Genomic DNA, 13,017 nt, shown 5'->3' on the forward strand with positions numbered 1-13,017 from the left:
GGCCGAAACCGTCAAAATCCACTCTGCCGCTGCAGGAGATGCCGAACCGATGACCCAGGAATTGTTCCGCCAGGACCCGTACCAGCAGGCCTGCGAGGCCGTGCTCACCGCCCGTGGTCCGAACGGCATCATGCTGGACCGTACCGTGTTCTATCCGCTGGGCGGCGGCCAGGCCGGCGATGCCGGCATCCTGGTGCTGGCCGACGGCCGCACGCTGGCGATCGCCGACACGCGCAAGGCCAAGGACGAGCCCGGCCAGCCGACCGGCGGCATCTGGCACGTTCCGGCGTCCGGCCAGGACGACCTGCTGGCCGCGCTCGGACCCGGCGACCGGGTCACGGCCCGCATCGACTGGGAGCGCCGTCACAAATTGATGCGCTTGCACACCACCACGCACCTGCTGTGCCACCTGGTGCCCCGGCTGGTCAACGGCTGCTCGATCACGCCGGACTACGCGCGGCTGGACTTCAACATGACCGAGGCGCTCGACAAGGAGCAGCTCACGGCCGGCATCGCGCGGCTGGTGGCCGCAGCCCACCCGGTGGCGATCGGATCCATCACCGACGAGGAGCTGGACGCCAACCCGGCGCTGGTCAGGAGCATGTCGGTGCAGCCGCCGCGCGGCACCGGCCGCATCCGCACCATCCGCGTGGGCGGCGCCGAGCCGATCGACTACCAGCCCTGCGGCGGCACCCACGTGGCCAACACCGCCGAGATCGGCGCGGTGGTGGTCAGCAAGATCGAGAAGAAATCCGCCAGCACCCGCCGGGTGGTGCTGGGCTTCGCCTGAGCGGCCGGAACTTCCCGCTCACTGCCGTGCTCGGATACCTCGACCCATGACCGCTTTCCTGCGATTTTTCCTGGCCGCCCTGCTGCTGGCCACCGGCGTCGCCTCGCACGCGGCCGGCAGCGGACCGGTGGTCAGCACCGAGCGCGTGCGGGCCGAACTGCTCGCCCACGCCCCCGACGGCGTCGGGTTGGGCAAGGCGGTGTGGGTCGGGCTGCAACTGGCCCACCAGCCGCAGTGGCACACCTACTGGAAGAACCCGGGCGACTCGGGCCTGCCCACCCGGCTGGAATGGACGCTGCCGCCGGGGGTGCTGCCGGGCGACATCCAGTGGCCGGTGCCGAAGAAGATTCCGATCGGCACGCTGGCCAATTACGGCTACGAAGGCACCGTGCTGCTGCCGGTGCCGCTGGAGATCGCGCCGGACTTCAAGCCTTCGCCGCTGGCGCAGGACCTGGAAGTCCAGCTCAAGGCCAGCTGGCTGGTCTGCCGGCTGGAGTGCATCCCGGAAGACGGCGAATTCACGCTGAAGCTGCCGCTGCGCAGCAGCACCGCCCTGCACGGCCCCGCGTTCGACGCGGCGCTGTCCGCCCAACCCCGGCCGGTCGCAGGCGGCCATGAGGCGACGATCGCCGACGGCGCGCTCGAAATCCGGGTGCAGGGGCTGCCTCCGGCCGCCCAGGGCAAGCGGCTGGAGTTCCTGCCGGAAACGCCGGAAGTGATCGAGACCGCCGGCGCCTGGACCCAGGCCTGGAACGGCGCGGTCTGGACCGCGCGCGTGCCGCTCTCGCCACAGCGCAGCGCCAGCCCGCCGGTGATGCCGGTCGTGCTGGCCGACGGCGCTGCCGGCTGGCGCGCCGAACTGAAGGTGCTGGGCGCCTGGCCGGCCGTCGCGGCGCCGGCGGCGGTGTCGCCGGCGCTGGCCGAGGCCCTGCGCAACAACGCGGCGGCCGCGCAGTCGCCCGGCCCCGGCATCGGGCTGGCTGCCGCGCTGCTGGGGGCGCTGGTCGGCGGGCTGATCCTCAACCTGATGCCCTGCGTGTTTCCGGTGCTGGCCATCAAGATGGTCGGCTTCGCCTCGCACGCCGACGACAGGCGCGCGCGCCGGGTCGCCGGCTTCGCCTACACCGCCGGCGTGGTGCTGTCCTTCCTGGCGCTGGCGGCGCTGATGCTGGGCCTGCGGGCCGCCGGCGAGCAACTCGGCTGGGGCTTCCAGCTGCAGTCGCCGCTGGTGGTGGCGGCGCTGGCGGCGCTGTTCATGCTGATCGGGCTGAACCTGGCGGGCGTGTTCGAGTTCGGCGCGCTGCTGCCGTCCTCGGTCGCTTCGATGGAAGTCCGGCACCCGGTCGGCAATGCCTTCCTGTCGGGCGTGCTGGCAGTGGCGATCGCCTCGCCGTGCACGGCGCCGTTCATGGGCGCATCGCTGGGGCTGGCGGTCACGCTGCCGACGGCGCAGGCGCTGCTGGTGTTCGGGGTGCTGGGCCTGGGCATGGCCCTGCCCTACCTGGCGGCCAGCCTGGTGCCGGCGGTGGCGCGCATCCTGCCGCGGCCGGGCCCCTGGATGGACGTGTTCCGCAAGCTGATGGCCTTCCCCATGTTCGCCACCGTGGTCTGGCTGGTGTGGGTGCTCGGCCAGCAGAGCGGCATCGACGGCGCCGGCGCGCTGCTGGCGCTGCTGGTGGCGATGAGCCTGCTGGTGTGGACGCTGACGCTGCGCGGCCGCGCGCGGGTTGCGCTGGCCGGCGTGGCGGGCCTGGGCCTGCTGGCGCTGGGCTGGGCCGCCTTGCCGCAGCTGGTGCAGGCGCCGCCGCCGCAGCAGCAGGCCGCGCGCGCCGACGGCGACTGGCAACCCTGGTCGCAGGCGCGGGTGGAACAGCTGGTGGCGGCCGGCCAGCCGGTGTTCGTCGACTTCACGGCGGCCTGGTGCGTGACCTGCCAGTACAACAAGAAGACCACCCTCGCCGACGAGCAGGTGGTCGCCGCCCTGAAGCGCCAGAACGTGGCCCTGCTGCGGGCCGACTGGACGCGCCGCGACCCGGCCATCACCGCGGCGCTGGCCTCGCTCGGCCGCAGCGGCGTGCCGGTCTACGTGTTCTACCGCAAGGGCAGCGCGCCGGTGGTGCTGTCCGAAGTGCTGGGGGTGGACGAAGTCCTGTCCGTGGTGTCGCCGCTGTAGCGCCCTCATCCGGCCAGCGAGCGCAGGTACTGCTCCAGCACGGCCAGTTCCGCCTCGCCCGGCCGTCCCTTGCCGGCAACGACGGCGAAGACCTGGCCGCGCAGGCTGTCACGCGGGTAGTGGTCGACGAAGCCCCAGCCGATCAGCAGCTGGTCGAACACGGCGGGCGCGAAACGGGCCTCGCCCCGCGCCACCACCCGCGCATCGACCCGCAATGACTGCGCCCCCGGCGCGCTGGTGAGGGTCAGTACGGCGGGCGTGCCGGGCGCCAGCCGATCGGGTGCGCGCAGCACCACCTGCCGGCCGCCGCCGTCGGTCCAGCGTGCCTGCGGCCGCCCGCCCTCCAGCACCAGCTCGCTGGTCTGCCGCGCCTCCGCCCGCGAAGCCTGGAACACCACGCCGCCGGCGTCGGCCTCCGGCACGCGGATGGCGGCCAGGGCGAAGTGCTCGCCTTCCAGGTCATAGGGCACGCGGTTGCGCGGGTTCGGCTGCACGCCCGGCATCGGCGCCCGCTTCTTGCACCACAGGCCCCAGGCGCCCGGCGGCGAGGTGTCCAGCGCCTTGCGGCCGTTCACCAGCCTCAGCAGCGGCGGCCGGATCGCCCCGGTAGCCGGGTTGTCGCTGTTGATGAAGCACAGCATCTCCATCGCGTTGGCGGTGCTGGAGCCGTAACCGGAGTCGGCCACCGCGCGCACCGGCTGTCCGTCCCCGGCCGGCGCGCCGCCCACGTAGTCGGTCCAGGCCCGCGCCATCTCCCAGTGGCTGGCGCCGTATCTGGCCAGGATCGCGTGGGCGGCCTCGGCCAGGTCGCGGGCCGCGTGGGCCACCGGGTCGGCCAGCGCATACACCTTGCGCGGCGGCGGCACCGCGACGCCCTTCACTTCCGCGTAGGCCAGTGTCGCGACCTTGCCGGGCTCCGGCGTGAAGCGGTAGCTCGTCGACGGATTGGCGCCGGCCGGCAGCGTGAGCCGGGTGTGCGACAGCTTGCCGCTGCTCGCGTCGACAGTTACCGCCAGCGGCTCGCGCAGCCAGCCGCGCGCCTGCAGCGTGATCTCCACCGCGCGGCCGCCCTCCGCCCAGCCCGGCCCTTCGTCGTACAGCGTGGCCCGGGCGATGCGCGCGGCCTGCTGCATCGGCCCCGCCACGGCGGGCTCCAGGGTGCGGTCCTGGTACCAGCCGGGGACGTGGTGGATCGGGTAGTTGCGGATCGGCCAGTGGTTGCCGCCCATCCAGCTGTACACCTCCACGCCGTCGTGCGCGGCCCGCTCCAGGGTGCGCTGGAACATCTGCTGCCAGCGCGGATCGTCCACCGGCATGCCGATCTCCGTCAGCGCCAGCCCGAGCTTGCGCTCGAGCGCCCACTCGCTGGCCAGCGCCAGCCGCCTGGCCCCGGTGTCGGCATCGATGGCGCGGCCGCCGAGGCCGGCGCTGAAGCCCTTGCGCCGCTCGGTGTCGTAGTCGAACGCATGGCCGTTGCTGGCGGCATCCAGGTACAGGTGCACCTCGTAGACCAGGCGCTCCCCCGGCAGCGGAAAGCCGGGGTTGCGCCCGGCCAGGGACATGGCCGAGCTCCACTCGTTGCCGCCCACGTAGATCGGGGTGCCGGTGTCGACCTCGCGGATGGCGGCGATGCCGGCCCGCGCGTACGCCGGCCAGATCGCCAGGTCCTCGCCGCCGCCCTCGCTGGGCTCGGTGCCGCCCGGCCGCGGCAGGTCGTGCGGCTCGTTCATCAGGCCGAACCCGGCCAGTCCCTCGTGGCCCTTCCAGTGCCGTGCCGCGCGCGTCCAGAAGTCGGCGAAATGGGCCTGGGTCAGGGTGGCGCCGGGCGCCAGCGAGAAGATGCGCTCGACGATGCCCTGCGGGTCTTCCGTGAAGGCCCTGTGCAGCGGCGTCAGGCCCTTGCGCAGGCCGGGCACGCTGCCGTCGGCGCGGTAGCGGAAGTCGCGGTAGCGGCCGTAGTTGTGCAGGTCGATGAGGCAGGTCGCGCCCACGGTCGCGTGGGCGTCCAGCACGTCGGTGATGAGGCGGGCATAGAGCGGATGGAACTCGCCCGGCTCGCCCACCAGCGCGCGCGCGGCCGCATCGGGACGGCTGTCGTGCAGCACCGGTTGCAGCAGCTCCCACAGGACCGGCAGGCGGTTCTTGCGAAAGCCCTGCGCGGCCAGCCACGCGATGTCGGCCCGGCGCGGCACCGTGAAGTGCAGGTTGGGCAGGGTGCTGTTGCCGCGCCGGATGCCCGGCTGGGGCCACTCCATGCCCGACAGGTTGGTGCCGATGCTGAAGCCGGGCTGCGCCGCCTGCGCCTCGCCGTCGCGCCACAGGCATCCGGGCAGCGCCGGTACGGCGGCCGCAACGGCCGTCAACTTGATCAGCAAGCGCCTGCGCATGGGTGCATGGTTCTCCAGGGGTCCGGGCCGGCCCACGATAGGTTGAGCCAGCCGCCGGGCAGGTAGGACGGCAGCGCGTTTGCGGTGGCCTTGCTTACACTCGCCGCATGAGTTCGATCAGCGATCTGCGGCGCATCCTGGGCACCTGCCGCACCCTGGCCGTGGTCGGCTTGTCGCCGCAATGGCACCGGCCCAGCTTCTTTGCCGCCAAGTACATGCAGGCGCACGGCTACCGCATCGTGCCGGTCAACCCCAAGGCCGACGAGATCCTCGGCGAGCGCAGCTACCCCAGCGTGAGCGCCGCCGCGCAGGCCCTGGCGGCCCAGGGCGGGAAGATCGACATGGTCGACTGCTTCCGCCGCAGCGAGGACATCGCGCCGATCGCCGACGAGGCGATCGCGATCGGTGCCCGGTGCCTCTGGATGCAGCTGGGCGTGGTCAACGAGGCCGCCGCCGCACGGGCCCGGGCGGCGGGACTGGACGTGGTCATGGACCGCTGCGTGAAGATCGAGCACGCCCGCCTGTTCGGCGGCCTCAACTGGGCCGGCGTCAACACCCGCGTGATTTCCGCGCGCCGGCCGCAGCAGTTGCCCTACTGACCCGGCCTTCGATGTGTCGTCCCGGGGCTTGACCCGGGATCCACGAACGACCCTGCCGCCTCTCAAGGACCACCCAATGACCCAGGACCGCGATTACGCGTTCGCCACGCGTGCCATCCACGCCGGCGCCACGCCCGACCCGGTGACCGGCGCGCGCGCCACGCCGATCCACCAGACCACCAGCTTCGTGTTCGATTCGGCCGAGCACGCCGCCAGCCTGTTCAACCTGCAGACCTTCGGCAACGTCTACAGCCGCATCAGCAACCCCACCGTGGCGGTGCTGGAAGAGCGCGTGGCGTCGCTGGAAGGCGGCCGCGCCGCGCTGGCCTGCGCCACCGGCATGGCAGCGCAGATGACGGCGCTGCTGGCCATCCTGAAGGCCGGCGACCACATCGTGGCGGCTTCCACGCTGTACGGCGGCAGCGTGGGCCAGCTCGGCATCGGCTTCTCGCGCCTGGGCATGGAGGCCACCTTCGTCGACCCCCGCGACCCCGACAACTTCCGCAAGGCGATCCGGCCGAACACGCGCGCGCTGTTCGGCGAGACGCTGGGCAACCCGCGCGTGAACGTGTTCGACATCGAGCCGGTGGCCGCCATCGCGCACGAGCACGGCATCCCCCTGGTGATCGACAACACCGTGCCCAGTCCCTACCTGTGCAACCCGTTCGCCTTCGGCGCCGACATCGTGGTGCACAGCGCCACCAAATACCTGGGCGGGCACGGCACCACCATGGCCGGCGTGATCGTGGAGTCCGGCAAGTTCGACTGGGGCTCGCCGCTCGCACGCGACAAGTTCCCCGAGATGCTGGAGCCCAGCCGCGCCTACCACGGCGTGAAGTTCTACGAGACCTTCGGCGACTTCGGCTACACCATGAAGGCGCGCATGGAGGTCAACCGCACCTTCGGCGCCTCGCTGTCGCCGCTGAACGCCTGGCTGATCCTGCAAGGCATCGAGACCCTGCACCTGCGCATGCAGGCGCACTGCCGCAACACGCAGCGGGTGGCGGAGTTCCTCGGCGAGCACCCGCTGGTGGGCTGGGTCAACTACCCCGGCCTGCCGGGCTCGCCCGACCATGCGCTGGCGAAAAAGCAGTTCCGCGCGGTCGATGGACAGCCAGGCTGCTCGGGCATCCTCACCTTCGGCATCAAGGCGGCCGACCCGGCGCGGGCCGGCGAGCGCTTCATCGATGCCTGCGAGTTCCTCAGCCACCTGGCCAACATCGGCGACGCCAAGACGCTGGTGATCCACCCGGCCTCGACCACGCACCGGCAGCTGGACGAAGCCGAGCTGGAGCGGGCGGGCGTCAGCGCCGACATGATCCGGCTGTCAGTGGGGATCGAGGATGTCGAGGACATCCTCTGGGACATCGACCAGGCCCTGCGCAAGGCGGTGCAGTAGGCCCTTGCACGTCCGCACCGACCCGGGCGCGGCCCCATCGGTCAGCACCGGGTCCTACCTGACGGTCAGCATTCCCCTACCTGCGGCAAAGCCCCGCGAACCTAGAGTGCGGGTTGGCCCATACGGGACTGCAACTGACCTTCAGGAGTCGACATGAACCAGGAACAGAACCAGCAGCATCAACGGAACCCGCAACAGCAACAGGATCAACAGCAGCAGCAGGAGAAGCAGCGGCAGCAGGAACAGCAGCACCGGCAGCCGGGCAACTCGCAACAACAACAGCAGCAACAGCCGCAGCCCCAGGATCCGCAACGCGAGCAGCGCAAGTAGGCTCGCGCGCATCCATCCGGCGAAGGGCCGCGGTCGGCGGCCCTTCGTCGTGAGCGGCCCCGCGCGGGGTGACGCCCCGTCGCATCCCGTGCCGGCCCTGCGCCGTGCCTTTCGCGCCGCGCCGCCGGCCAGCCGCGGCCCTGCCTTTCCATGAGCGACTGGATCATCGACGTCATCCAGCGCAGCGGCTATCTCGGCATCGCGATGCTGATGCTGCTGGAGAACGTGTTCCCGCCGATCCCCTCCGAGCTGGTGCTGCCGTTTGCCGGCTACGTGGCCGCCACCGGCCAGCTGCATCCGCTCGGCGTGCTGCTGTCCGCTGCCACGGGGTCCCTGCTGGGCGCGCTGCCCTGGTACTTCGCCGGCCGCAAGCTCGGCCAGGGCGGGCTGCAGCAGTTCGCGCGCCGGCACGGACGCTGGCTGACGCTGGCGCCGCCGGACATCGACCGCGCGCAGCAGTGGTTCCGGCGGCACGGGCCGTCCTCGGTCGCCTTCGGCCGGCTGGTGCCCGCGGTGCGCAGCGTCATCTCGATGCCGGCCGGCGTCGGCCAGATGCCGCTGCTGCGATTCCTGCTCTGGTCCGCGGTCGGCACCCTGGCCTGGAGCACGCTGCTGCTGTCGATCGGCTTCGCGCTGGAGTCCCGCTACGAGCAGGCCAAGGACACGATCGAGTGGATCACGCGCGGCGTGGTTGCAATGCTCGCCGGCCTCTATTGCTGGCGAGTCTGGTGCTTCGGCAAGACTTGAGACCGAAGTCCCAACGGAACGGGTCAGAAAAGCCGCATCAAGTAATAAAAATGTATTGCAACGCTGAATCGGGCTGACGAACAAAGAGCCCGCAGATCGCCAAGATGCCCCGGAAAGTTGACATCCGGAAGGTCGTAGCTCTAGAAAGGTGAAAGCCCGCCAGTTGCCTGGCGGGCTTTCGGGTTCGAATCTCTTGCGAGATTCTTATTGCAGCAACGGCTCTCACCCCGGATAGCTACAAACGGGTGAGATTCTAGGGGGCGAGGAGATGTTCGACAAGGCGGGCGAGAGGCAGCTCACACTCGGGCTGGATATCGGGATCGCATCGGTGGGGTGGTCGGTACTGGCGCCCGACCGCATCGTCTCCCTTGGTGTACGGGTGTTCGACAAGGCTGAAACAGCTGACAAGGGCGAGTCTTTGAACCTCGCCCGTCGCAATGCACGCCTTCTCCGTCGCAGACTCTGGCGCCGGTCATGGCGGCTCAAGAAGCTCGCACGGCTTCTCAAGCGCAACGGCCTGATCGAGCAGGCGGACTTCTTCGATCAGCAGCCAGGATTCAAGGACTCCGTGTGGCGCCTGAGAGTGGACGGACTCGAGCGATTACTTGCTCCGACGGAGTGGGCCCGCGTGCTGTATCACCTTTGCAAGCACCGTGGCTTTCACTGGGTCAGCAAAGCCGAAGAACGCAAGGCCGATGAACAGGACAGCGGTGAGGCCGGCCGCGTCAAGGCAGGTCTGGCGCGTAGCAAGTCGCTGATGGAACAGAAGGGGTATCGCACGGCCGCTGAAATGGTACTGGCGGAATTCCCCGACGCCCAGCGTAACAAGCAAGGCGACTATGGCAAAGCGCTCTCCAGGTCCCTTCTCGCAGACGAACTGGCGACTCTGTTCGCGGCGCAGCGGACGCTGGGAAACCCATTTGCGTCGGCCAACCTCGAGAAGGCCATCGGGGGTCAGGGGGAACAGCCCGGAGGCCTGTTCTGGGAGCAGAGGCCGCTGCGATCCGTGTTGTCCATGTTGGGGCGCTGCACCTTCGAGCCCACCGAGTTCCGCGCGCCCAAGGCCAGTTTCACCGCGGAGCGCCATGTCTGGTTGACGCGCCTGAACAATCTGCGCGTCAATGTGGACGGCTTGGTCCGGCCGCTGAACGAAGCGGAGCGTACTTGCGCCTTACTCCTTCCCTACAAGGCCGGCGAGAAATTCACCTACAAGCACCTGCGAACTGCGCTGGTCAAGGGCGGATTGCTGCCTGAAGGTTTTCGCTTCGAGCGGCTGCCCTATCCGAGTCGGAGGCAGGCAGAGGAGGAGAAGGCGCGCGACCCCGAGGACCAGGTTCTCGTCCGCCTCCAGGGCTGGCACAGCCTGCGGCTCCGATTGAAGAAGGCGGGGCTCGAGCCCGCGTGGCAGCAAATGTCGGTATCCGCCATCGATGGGCGTCCGGAGCTTCTCGACAGCATCGCGGAGATTCTGAGCATCTACAAGGATGATCAGGAGATCCGCACGCGCCTGTGCGAACTCGGTTTGCCCGGCGACGAGCTCATAGTCGACACCCTGCTCACGATTCGCTTCGACGGGTTTCACGCGCTCTCGCTGAAAGCACTCAGGCGGATCGTGCCATTCATGGAGCGCGGCCTGCGCTATGACGAGGCAATTTCGCGCATTCCCGAATACGGGCATCACAGTGACCTGCGAGCCATGCGAGCAGTTGCACAGAAGTACCTCCCTCCTTTTTATGACGGACGGACAGAGAACAAGGGGATGAAGCTGCGGCCGGAACTGGACCTGCCACGAAATCCGGTCGTGCTCCGGTCGTTGAATCAGGCCCGCAAAGTGGTCAACGCCTTGATTAGGGTGTATGGCTCCCCGGCGGCCGTTCACATCGAGATGGCTCGCGACCTGTCTCGCCCGCTGGATGAAAGGCGCGACATCGAAAAACTGCAGAAAGAGTACCGCGACCGGAACGACAAGGCTCGCGACCATTTCTCCGAACTTTTCGGCCGCCGACCATCTGGCGTTGAGTTCGAGAAGTACCTGCTGTACCGCGAACAGGAGGGCAAGTGTGCGTATTCATTGAACGAACTGGACTTGGACCGGGTCGTCAATGACCTCAGCTACGCGCAGGTCGATCACGTACTGCCCTACTCCCGCAGCTACGACGACAGCCGCAACAACAAAGTGCTGGTGCTCACCGCAGTCAATCAGGACAAGGGCAATCGCACGCCCTTCGAGTACCTTGGCGGTAACGAAGAAAGCGAGCGGTGGCGCCAATTTGCAGGCTGGGTCAATGGCAACAAGAACTACCGCCAGGCCAAGCGCGGGCGCCTGCTGCGCAAGAACTTCGGCAAGGAGGACGCAGCCGGGTTCCGGGACCGGCACCTGAATGACACCAGACATATCTGCAGGTTTTTCAAGAACTACCTGGAACAGCATCTGCAATTGGCCGAGGACAGCGAATCCAGGCGCTGCGTGGTGGTCAATGGCCAGCTGACGGCGTTCCTGCGGGCACGATGGGGTCTGCTGAAGATTCGGGCCGAGAGCGACCGTCACCACGCCCTGGATGCGACGGTTGTGGCTGCGTGCAGCCACGGCATGGTCCAGAGGTTGGCGGACTACTCGCGACGCAAGGAACTGGGCTTCCTGCGCGCCGGCTTTCCGGATCCGGAGACAGGTGAAATCCTCGACAGACGGGCCGATGCCGAAGGTTCATTGCGATTCCCCGAACCTTGGCCGCACTTCAGAAAGGAACTCGAGCTCAGGGTCAAGTGCGACGACTCGGCCGAGATGCGTGAGCAGCTGGGGCGATTTGGCACCTACCCGGCAACGGCACTCGCCAGCGTCAAGCCACTGTTCGTTTCGAGGGCGCCTCAACGCCGCAACGGCGGCGCTGCCCACAAGGAGACCATCTACTCACAGCCCCCAGCTCTTCGCAAGAACGGCAGCGTGGCGCAAAAGGTGCCGCTGACCAGCCTGACCATCAAGGATCTTGAACGTCTTGCCGATCCGCATCGCAATGCCAGGCTTTACGAGGCCATACGCGTGCGGTTGGAGGCGTACGGCGGCAAAGCGGACAAGGCCTTCACGACAGACAACCCGCTGCGCAAGCCGGACAAGACGGGCCAACCCACCGGCCCCATCGTGAGATCGGTCCAGCTGGTGACCGAAAAGATGAGTGGGATCCCCGTGCGTGGTGGCATCGCCAAAAACGACTCCATGCTGCGGGTCGATGTTTTCAGGCGGGCCGGACGGTTTCACCTCGTACCGGTCTATGTGCATCATCGGGTGAAGGGGCTTCCTCAGCGGGCTATCGTGGCATACAAGGACGAATCGGATTGGACCTCCATTGATGACTCGTTTGAGTTCCTGTTTTCGCTGCATCCAAACGACCTGGTTCGTATCACGCAGAAGGGTAAGGCGCCAATTCTTGGCTATTACGCCAGTTGCCATCGCGGCACGGGAGCCCTCAACCTCTGGGCACACGATCGGAATCAAAACTTCGGTAAGGATGGCGCGATCTCGGGAATCGGCGTGAAGGTCGCTCAAAGCCTGGAAAAATTCCACGTGGATGTCCTTGGCAACATGTTCCCGGCTCCTCCCGAGAAACGTCGTGGTCTGGCGTAGCGTCGTCATTAGCCAGCCCGCCCGGCTCAAGCGCGAGCATTTCGCACTCGTCGTCGAACAGGAGAAGTCTGCCCGCGTGCCATTCGAGGACATTGCGGTCATCGTGCTGAACAACCGCGAGATCACCATCACCCACCCGGTCCTCTCGGCCTGCGCGGACTACGGCATCGGACTGTTTTCCACAGGGGACAACCATCAGCCGAATGGCGTTTTCCTAGCCTTCCAGAGCCACAGCCGCGCCACGCGCATGCTCAGGCTGCAACTGGAAATCGACAAGCCGACGAGCAAGCGCGCGTGGGCGGCTATCGTGCAGGCGAAGATCCTGAACCAGGCGTTCTGTATGAAAACGCTGGGAGCCGGCGATGCGGACCGGCTCACCTCGTATGCCCGGCGAGTGCGATCGGGTGACAACGGAAACATGGAAGCACAGGCCAGTGCGTACTACTTCCCGCAGATCATGGGCCGAAGTTTCAGCAGGTCCAAGGAAGGATGGACCAATGCGGCGCTGGACTACGGTTACGCCGTCATGCGGGGCGCCTGCGCCCGGGCTCTGGTTGCCCATGGCTTGCTGCCGACGATCGGAATCTTTCACAGCAGTGAGCAGAATGCCTTCAACCTCGCGGACGATCTCATCGAACCCTACCGAGCACTGGTTGACCTGCATGTCGCCACCCACCTGAAGACGGATACCACGCTCGAACTGAGCCCCACCGACAAGGCAGCCCTTGTTGGCTTGCTCAATGTGGACGTAGCCATGCCGCGTGGGGTGATGAGCGTTCTGGCATCGATCGAACAGGCCGCGGAGTCGATTGTTCGCCTCTACGACGGTGGGAGCGAGCTCATGCTTGAGCTGGTCTTGCCCCCGTATTCCCGGACACGTTCTATTCGCAACGTAGCGCCGGCTCCTCTGGGTGAACCTGGCGCGCTTGTGCGGCTCGATGCCGCCTGAACTCCCTGGGAGATCGCATTTTCA

The 13,017-nt window shown here is 68.0% G+C and carries 9 protein-coding genes; 7 read left to right on the forward strand and 2 right to left on the reverse strand.

Annotated features, from left to right (window positions below; all coding sequences use genetic code 11):
• The first annotated feature begins 49 nt into the window (after nucleotides 1–49).
• Nucleotides 50–790 carry an alanyl-tRNA editing protein gene (locus V6M57_RS06580; RefSeq protein ID WP_332814195.1) on the forward strand — a complete coding sequence of 247 codons (741 nt, stop codon included), beginning with the start codon at nucleotides 50–52 and terminating at the stop codon, nucleotides 788–790.
• Nucleotides 791–836: 46 nt separating this feature from the next.
• The gene (locus V6M57_RS06585; protein ID WP_332814196.1) at nucleotides 837–2,963 is read left to right on the forward strand and encodes a protein-disulfide reductase DsbD family protein; all 2,127 of its coding nucleotides are present in this window, start codon (nucleotides 837–839) and stop codon (nucleotides 2,961–2,963) included.
• A 5-nt stretch (nucleotides 2,964–2,968) separates the two neighbouring features.
• Here V6M57_RS06585 and V6M57_RS06590 read toward each other — a convergent pair whose 3' ends face one another.
• Nucleotides 2,969–5,350, reverse strand: a complete 2,382-nt coding sequence (locus V6M57_RS06590) for a glycoside hydrolase family 5 protein (protein WP_332814197.1) — start codon at nucleotides 5,348–5,350, stop codon at nucleotides 2,969–2,971.
• A 107-nt stretch (nucleotides 5,351–5,457) separates the two neighbouring features.
• Here V6M57_RS06590 and V6M57_RS06595 point away from each other — a divergent pair, with 107 nt between their 5' ends.
• Nucleotides 5,458–5,949 (forward strand): CoA-binding protein, encoded by a 492-nt coding sequence (locus tag V6M57_RS06595; RefSeq protein WP_332814198.1) that lies wholly within the window; start codon nucleotides 5,458–5,460, stop codon nucleotides 5,947–5,949.
• Nucleotides 5,950–6,025: 76 nt separating this feature from the next.
• Nucleotides 6,026–7,348 carry an O-acetylhomoserine aminocarboxypropyltransferase/cysteine synthase family protein gene (locus V6M57_RS06600; protein WP_332814199.1) on the forward strand — a complete coding sequence of 441 codons (1,323 nt, stop codon included), beginning with the start codon at nucleotides 6,026–6,028 and terminating at the stop codon, nucleotides 7,346–7,348.
• 141 nt (nucleotides 7,349–7,489) lie between these two features.
• Here the strand turns inward: V6M57_RS06600 and V6M57_RS06605 are convergent, their stop codons facing one another.
• Nucleotides 7,490–7,690: a hypothetical protein gene (locus V6M57_RS06605; protein WP_332814200.1), complete on the reverse strand. Its 201-nt coding sequence runs from the start codon at nucleotides 7,688–7,690 to the stop codon at nucleotides 7,490–7,492.
• Between the two features lie 138 nt (nucleotides 7,691–7,828).
• On the opposite strand from V6M57_RS06605, the gene V6M57_RS06610 reads away from it, so the two are divergent.
• The 3 genes from V6M57_RS06610 to cas1 all read left to right on the forward strand — a co-directional run bounded on the left by V6M57_RS06610 (nucleotide 7,829) and on the right by cas1 (nucleotide 12,993).
• Nucleotides 7,829–8,425, forward strand: coding sequence for a DedA family protein (locus V6M57_RS06610; RefSeq protein ID WP_332814201.1), 597 nt, complete (start codon nucleotides 7,829–7,831; stop codon nucleotides 8,423–8,425).
• 268 nt (nucleotides 8,426–8,693) lie between these two features.
• Nucleotides 8,694–12,044, forward strand: coding sequence for a type II CRISPR RNA-guided endonuclease Cas9 (cas9, locus tag V6M57_RS06615; protein ID WP_332814202.1), 3,351 nt, complete (start codon nucleotides 8,694–8,696; stop codon nucleotides 12,042–12,044).
• The gene (cas1, locus tag V6M57_RS06620; protein WP_332814203.1) at nucleotides 12,031–12,993 is read left to right on the forward strand and encodes a type II CRISPR-associated endonuclease Cas1; all 963 of its coding nucleotides are present in this window, start codon (nucleotides 12,031–12,033) and stop codon (nucleotides 12,991–12,993) included. The genes cas9 and cas1 overlap by 14 nt, the downstream gene beginning before the upstream one ends.
• Nucleotides 12,994–13,017 lie beyond the last annotated feature (24 nt).

Origin of the sequence: Ramlibacter sp. (assembly GCF_036676645.1) — a bacterium.
In the GTDB taxonomy this organism is placed as follows: domain Bacteria; phylum Pseudomonadota; class Gammaproteobacteria; order Burkholderiales; family Burkholderiaceae_C; genus Ramlibacter.

Bases quoted from the DNA above. Each gene is read 5' to 3' on its own strand.
- cas9 (WP_332814202.1), top strand. From the start codon at position 8,694: ATGTTCGACAAGGCGGGCGAGAGGCAGCTCACACTCGGGCTGGATATC.
- V6M57_RS06595 (WP_332814198.1), top strand. From the start codon at position 5,458: ATGAGTTCGATCAGCGATCTGCGGCGCATCCTGGGCACCTGCCGCACC.
- V6M57_RS06610 (WP_332814201.1), top strand. From the start codon at position 7,829: ATGAGCGACTGGATCATCGACGTCATCCAGCGCAGCGGCTATCTCGGC.
- V6M57_RS06590 (WP_332814197.1), bottom strand. From the start codon at position 5,350: ATGCGCAGGCGCTTGCTGATCAAGTTGACGGCCGTTGCGGCCGCCGTA.
- V6M57_RS06580 (WP_332814195.1), top strand. From the start codon at position 50: ATGACCCAGGAATTGTTCCGCCAGGACCCGTACCAGCAGGCCTGCGAG.
- V6M57_RS06585 (WP_332814196.1), top strand. From the start codon at position 837: ATGACCGCTTTCCTGCGATTTTTCCTGGCCGCCCTGCTGCTGGCCACC.
- V6M57_RS06605 (WP_332814200.1), bottom strand. From the start codon at position 7,690: ATGCGCGCGAGCCTACTTGCGCTGCTCGCGTTGCGGATCCTGGGGCTG.
- V6M57_RS06600 (WP_332814199.1), top strand. From the start codon at position 6,026: ATGACCCAGGACCGCGATTACGCGTTCGCCACGCGTGCCATCCACGCC.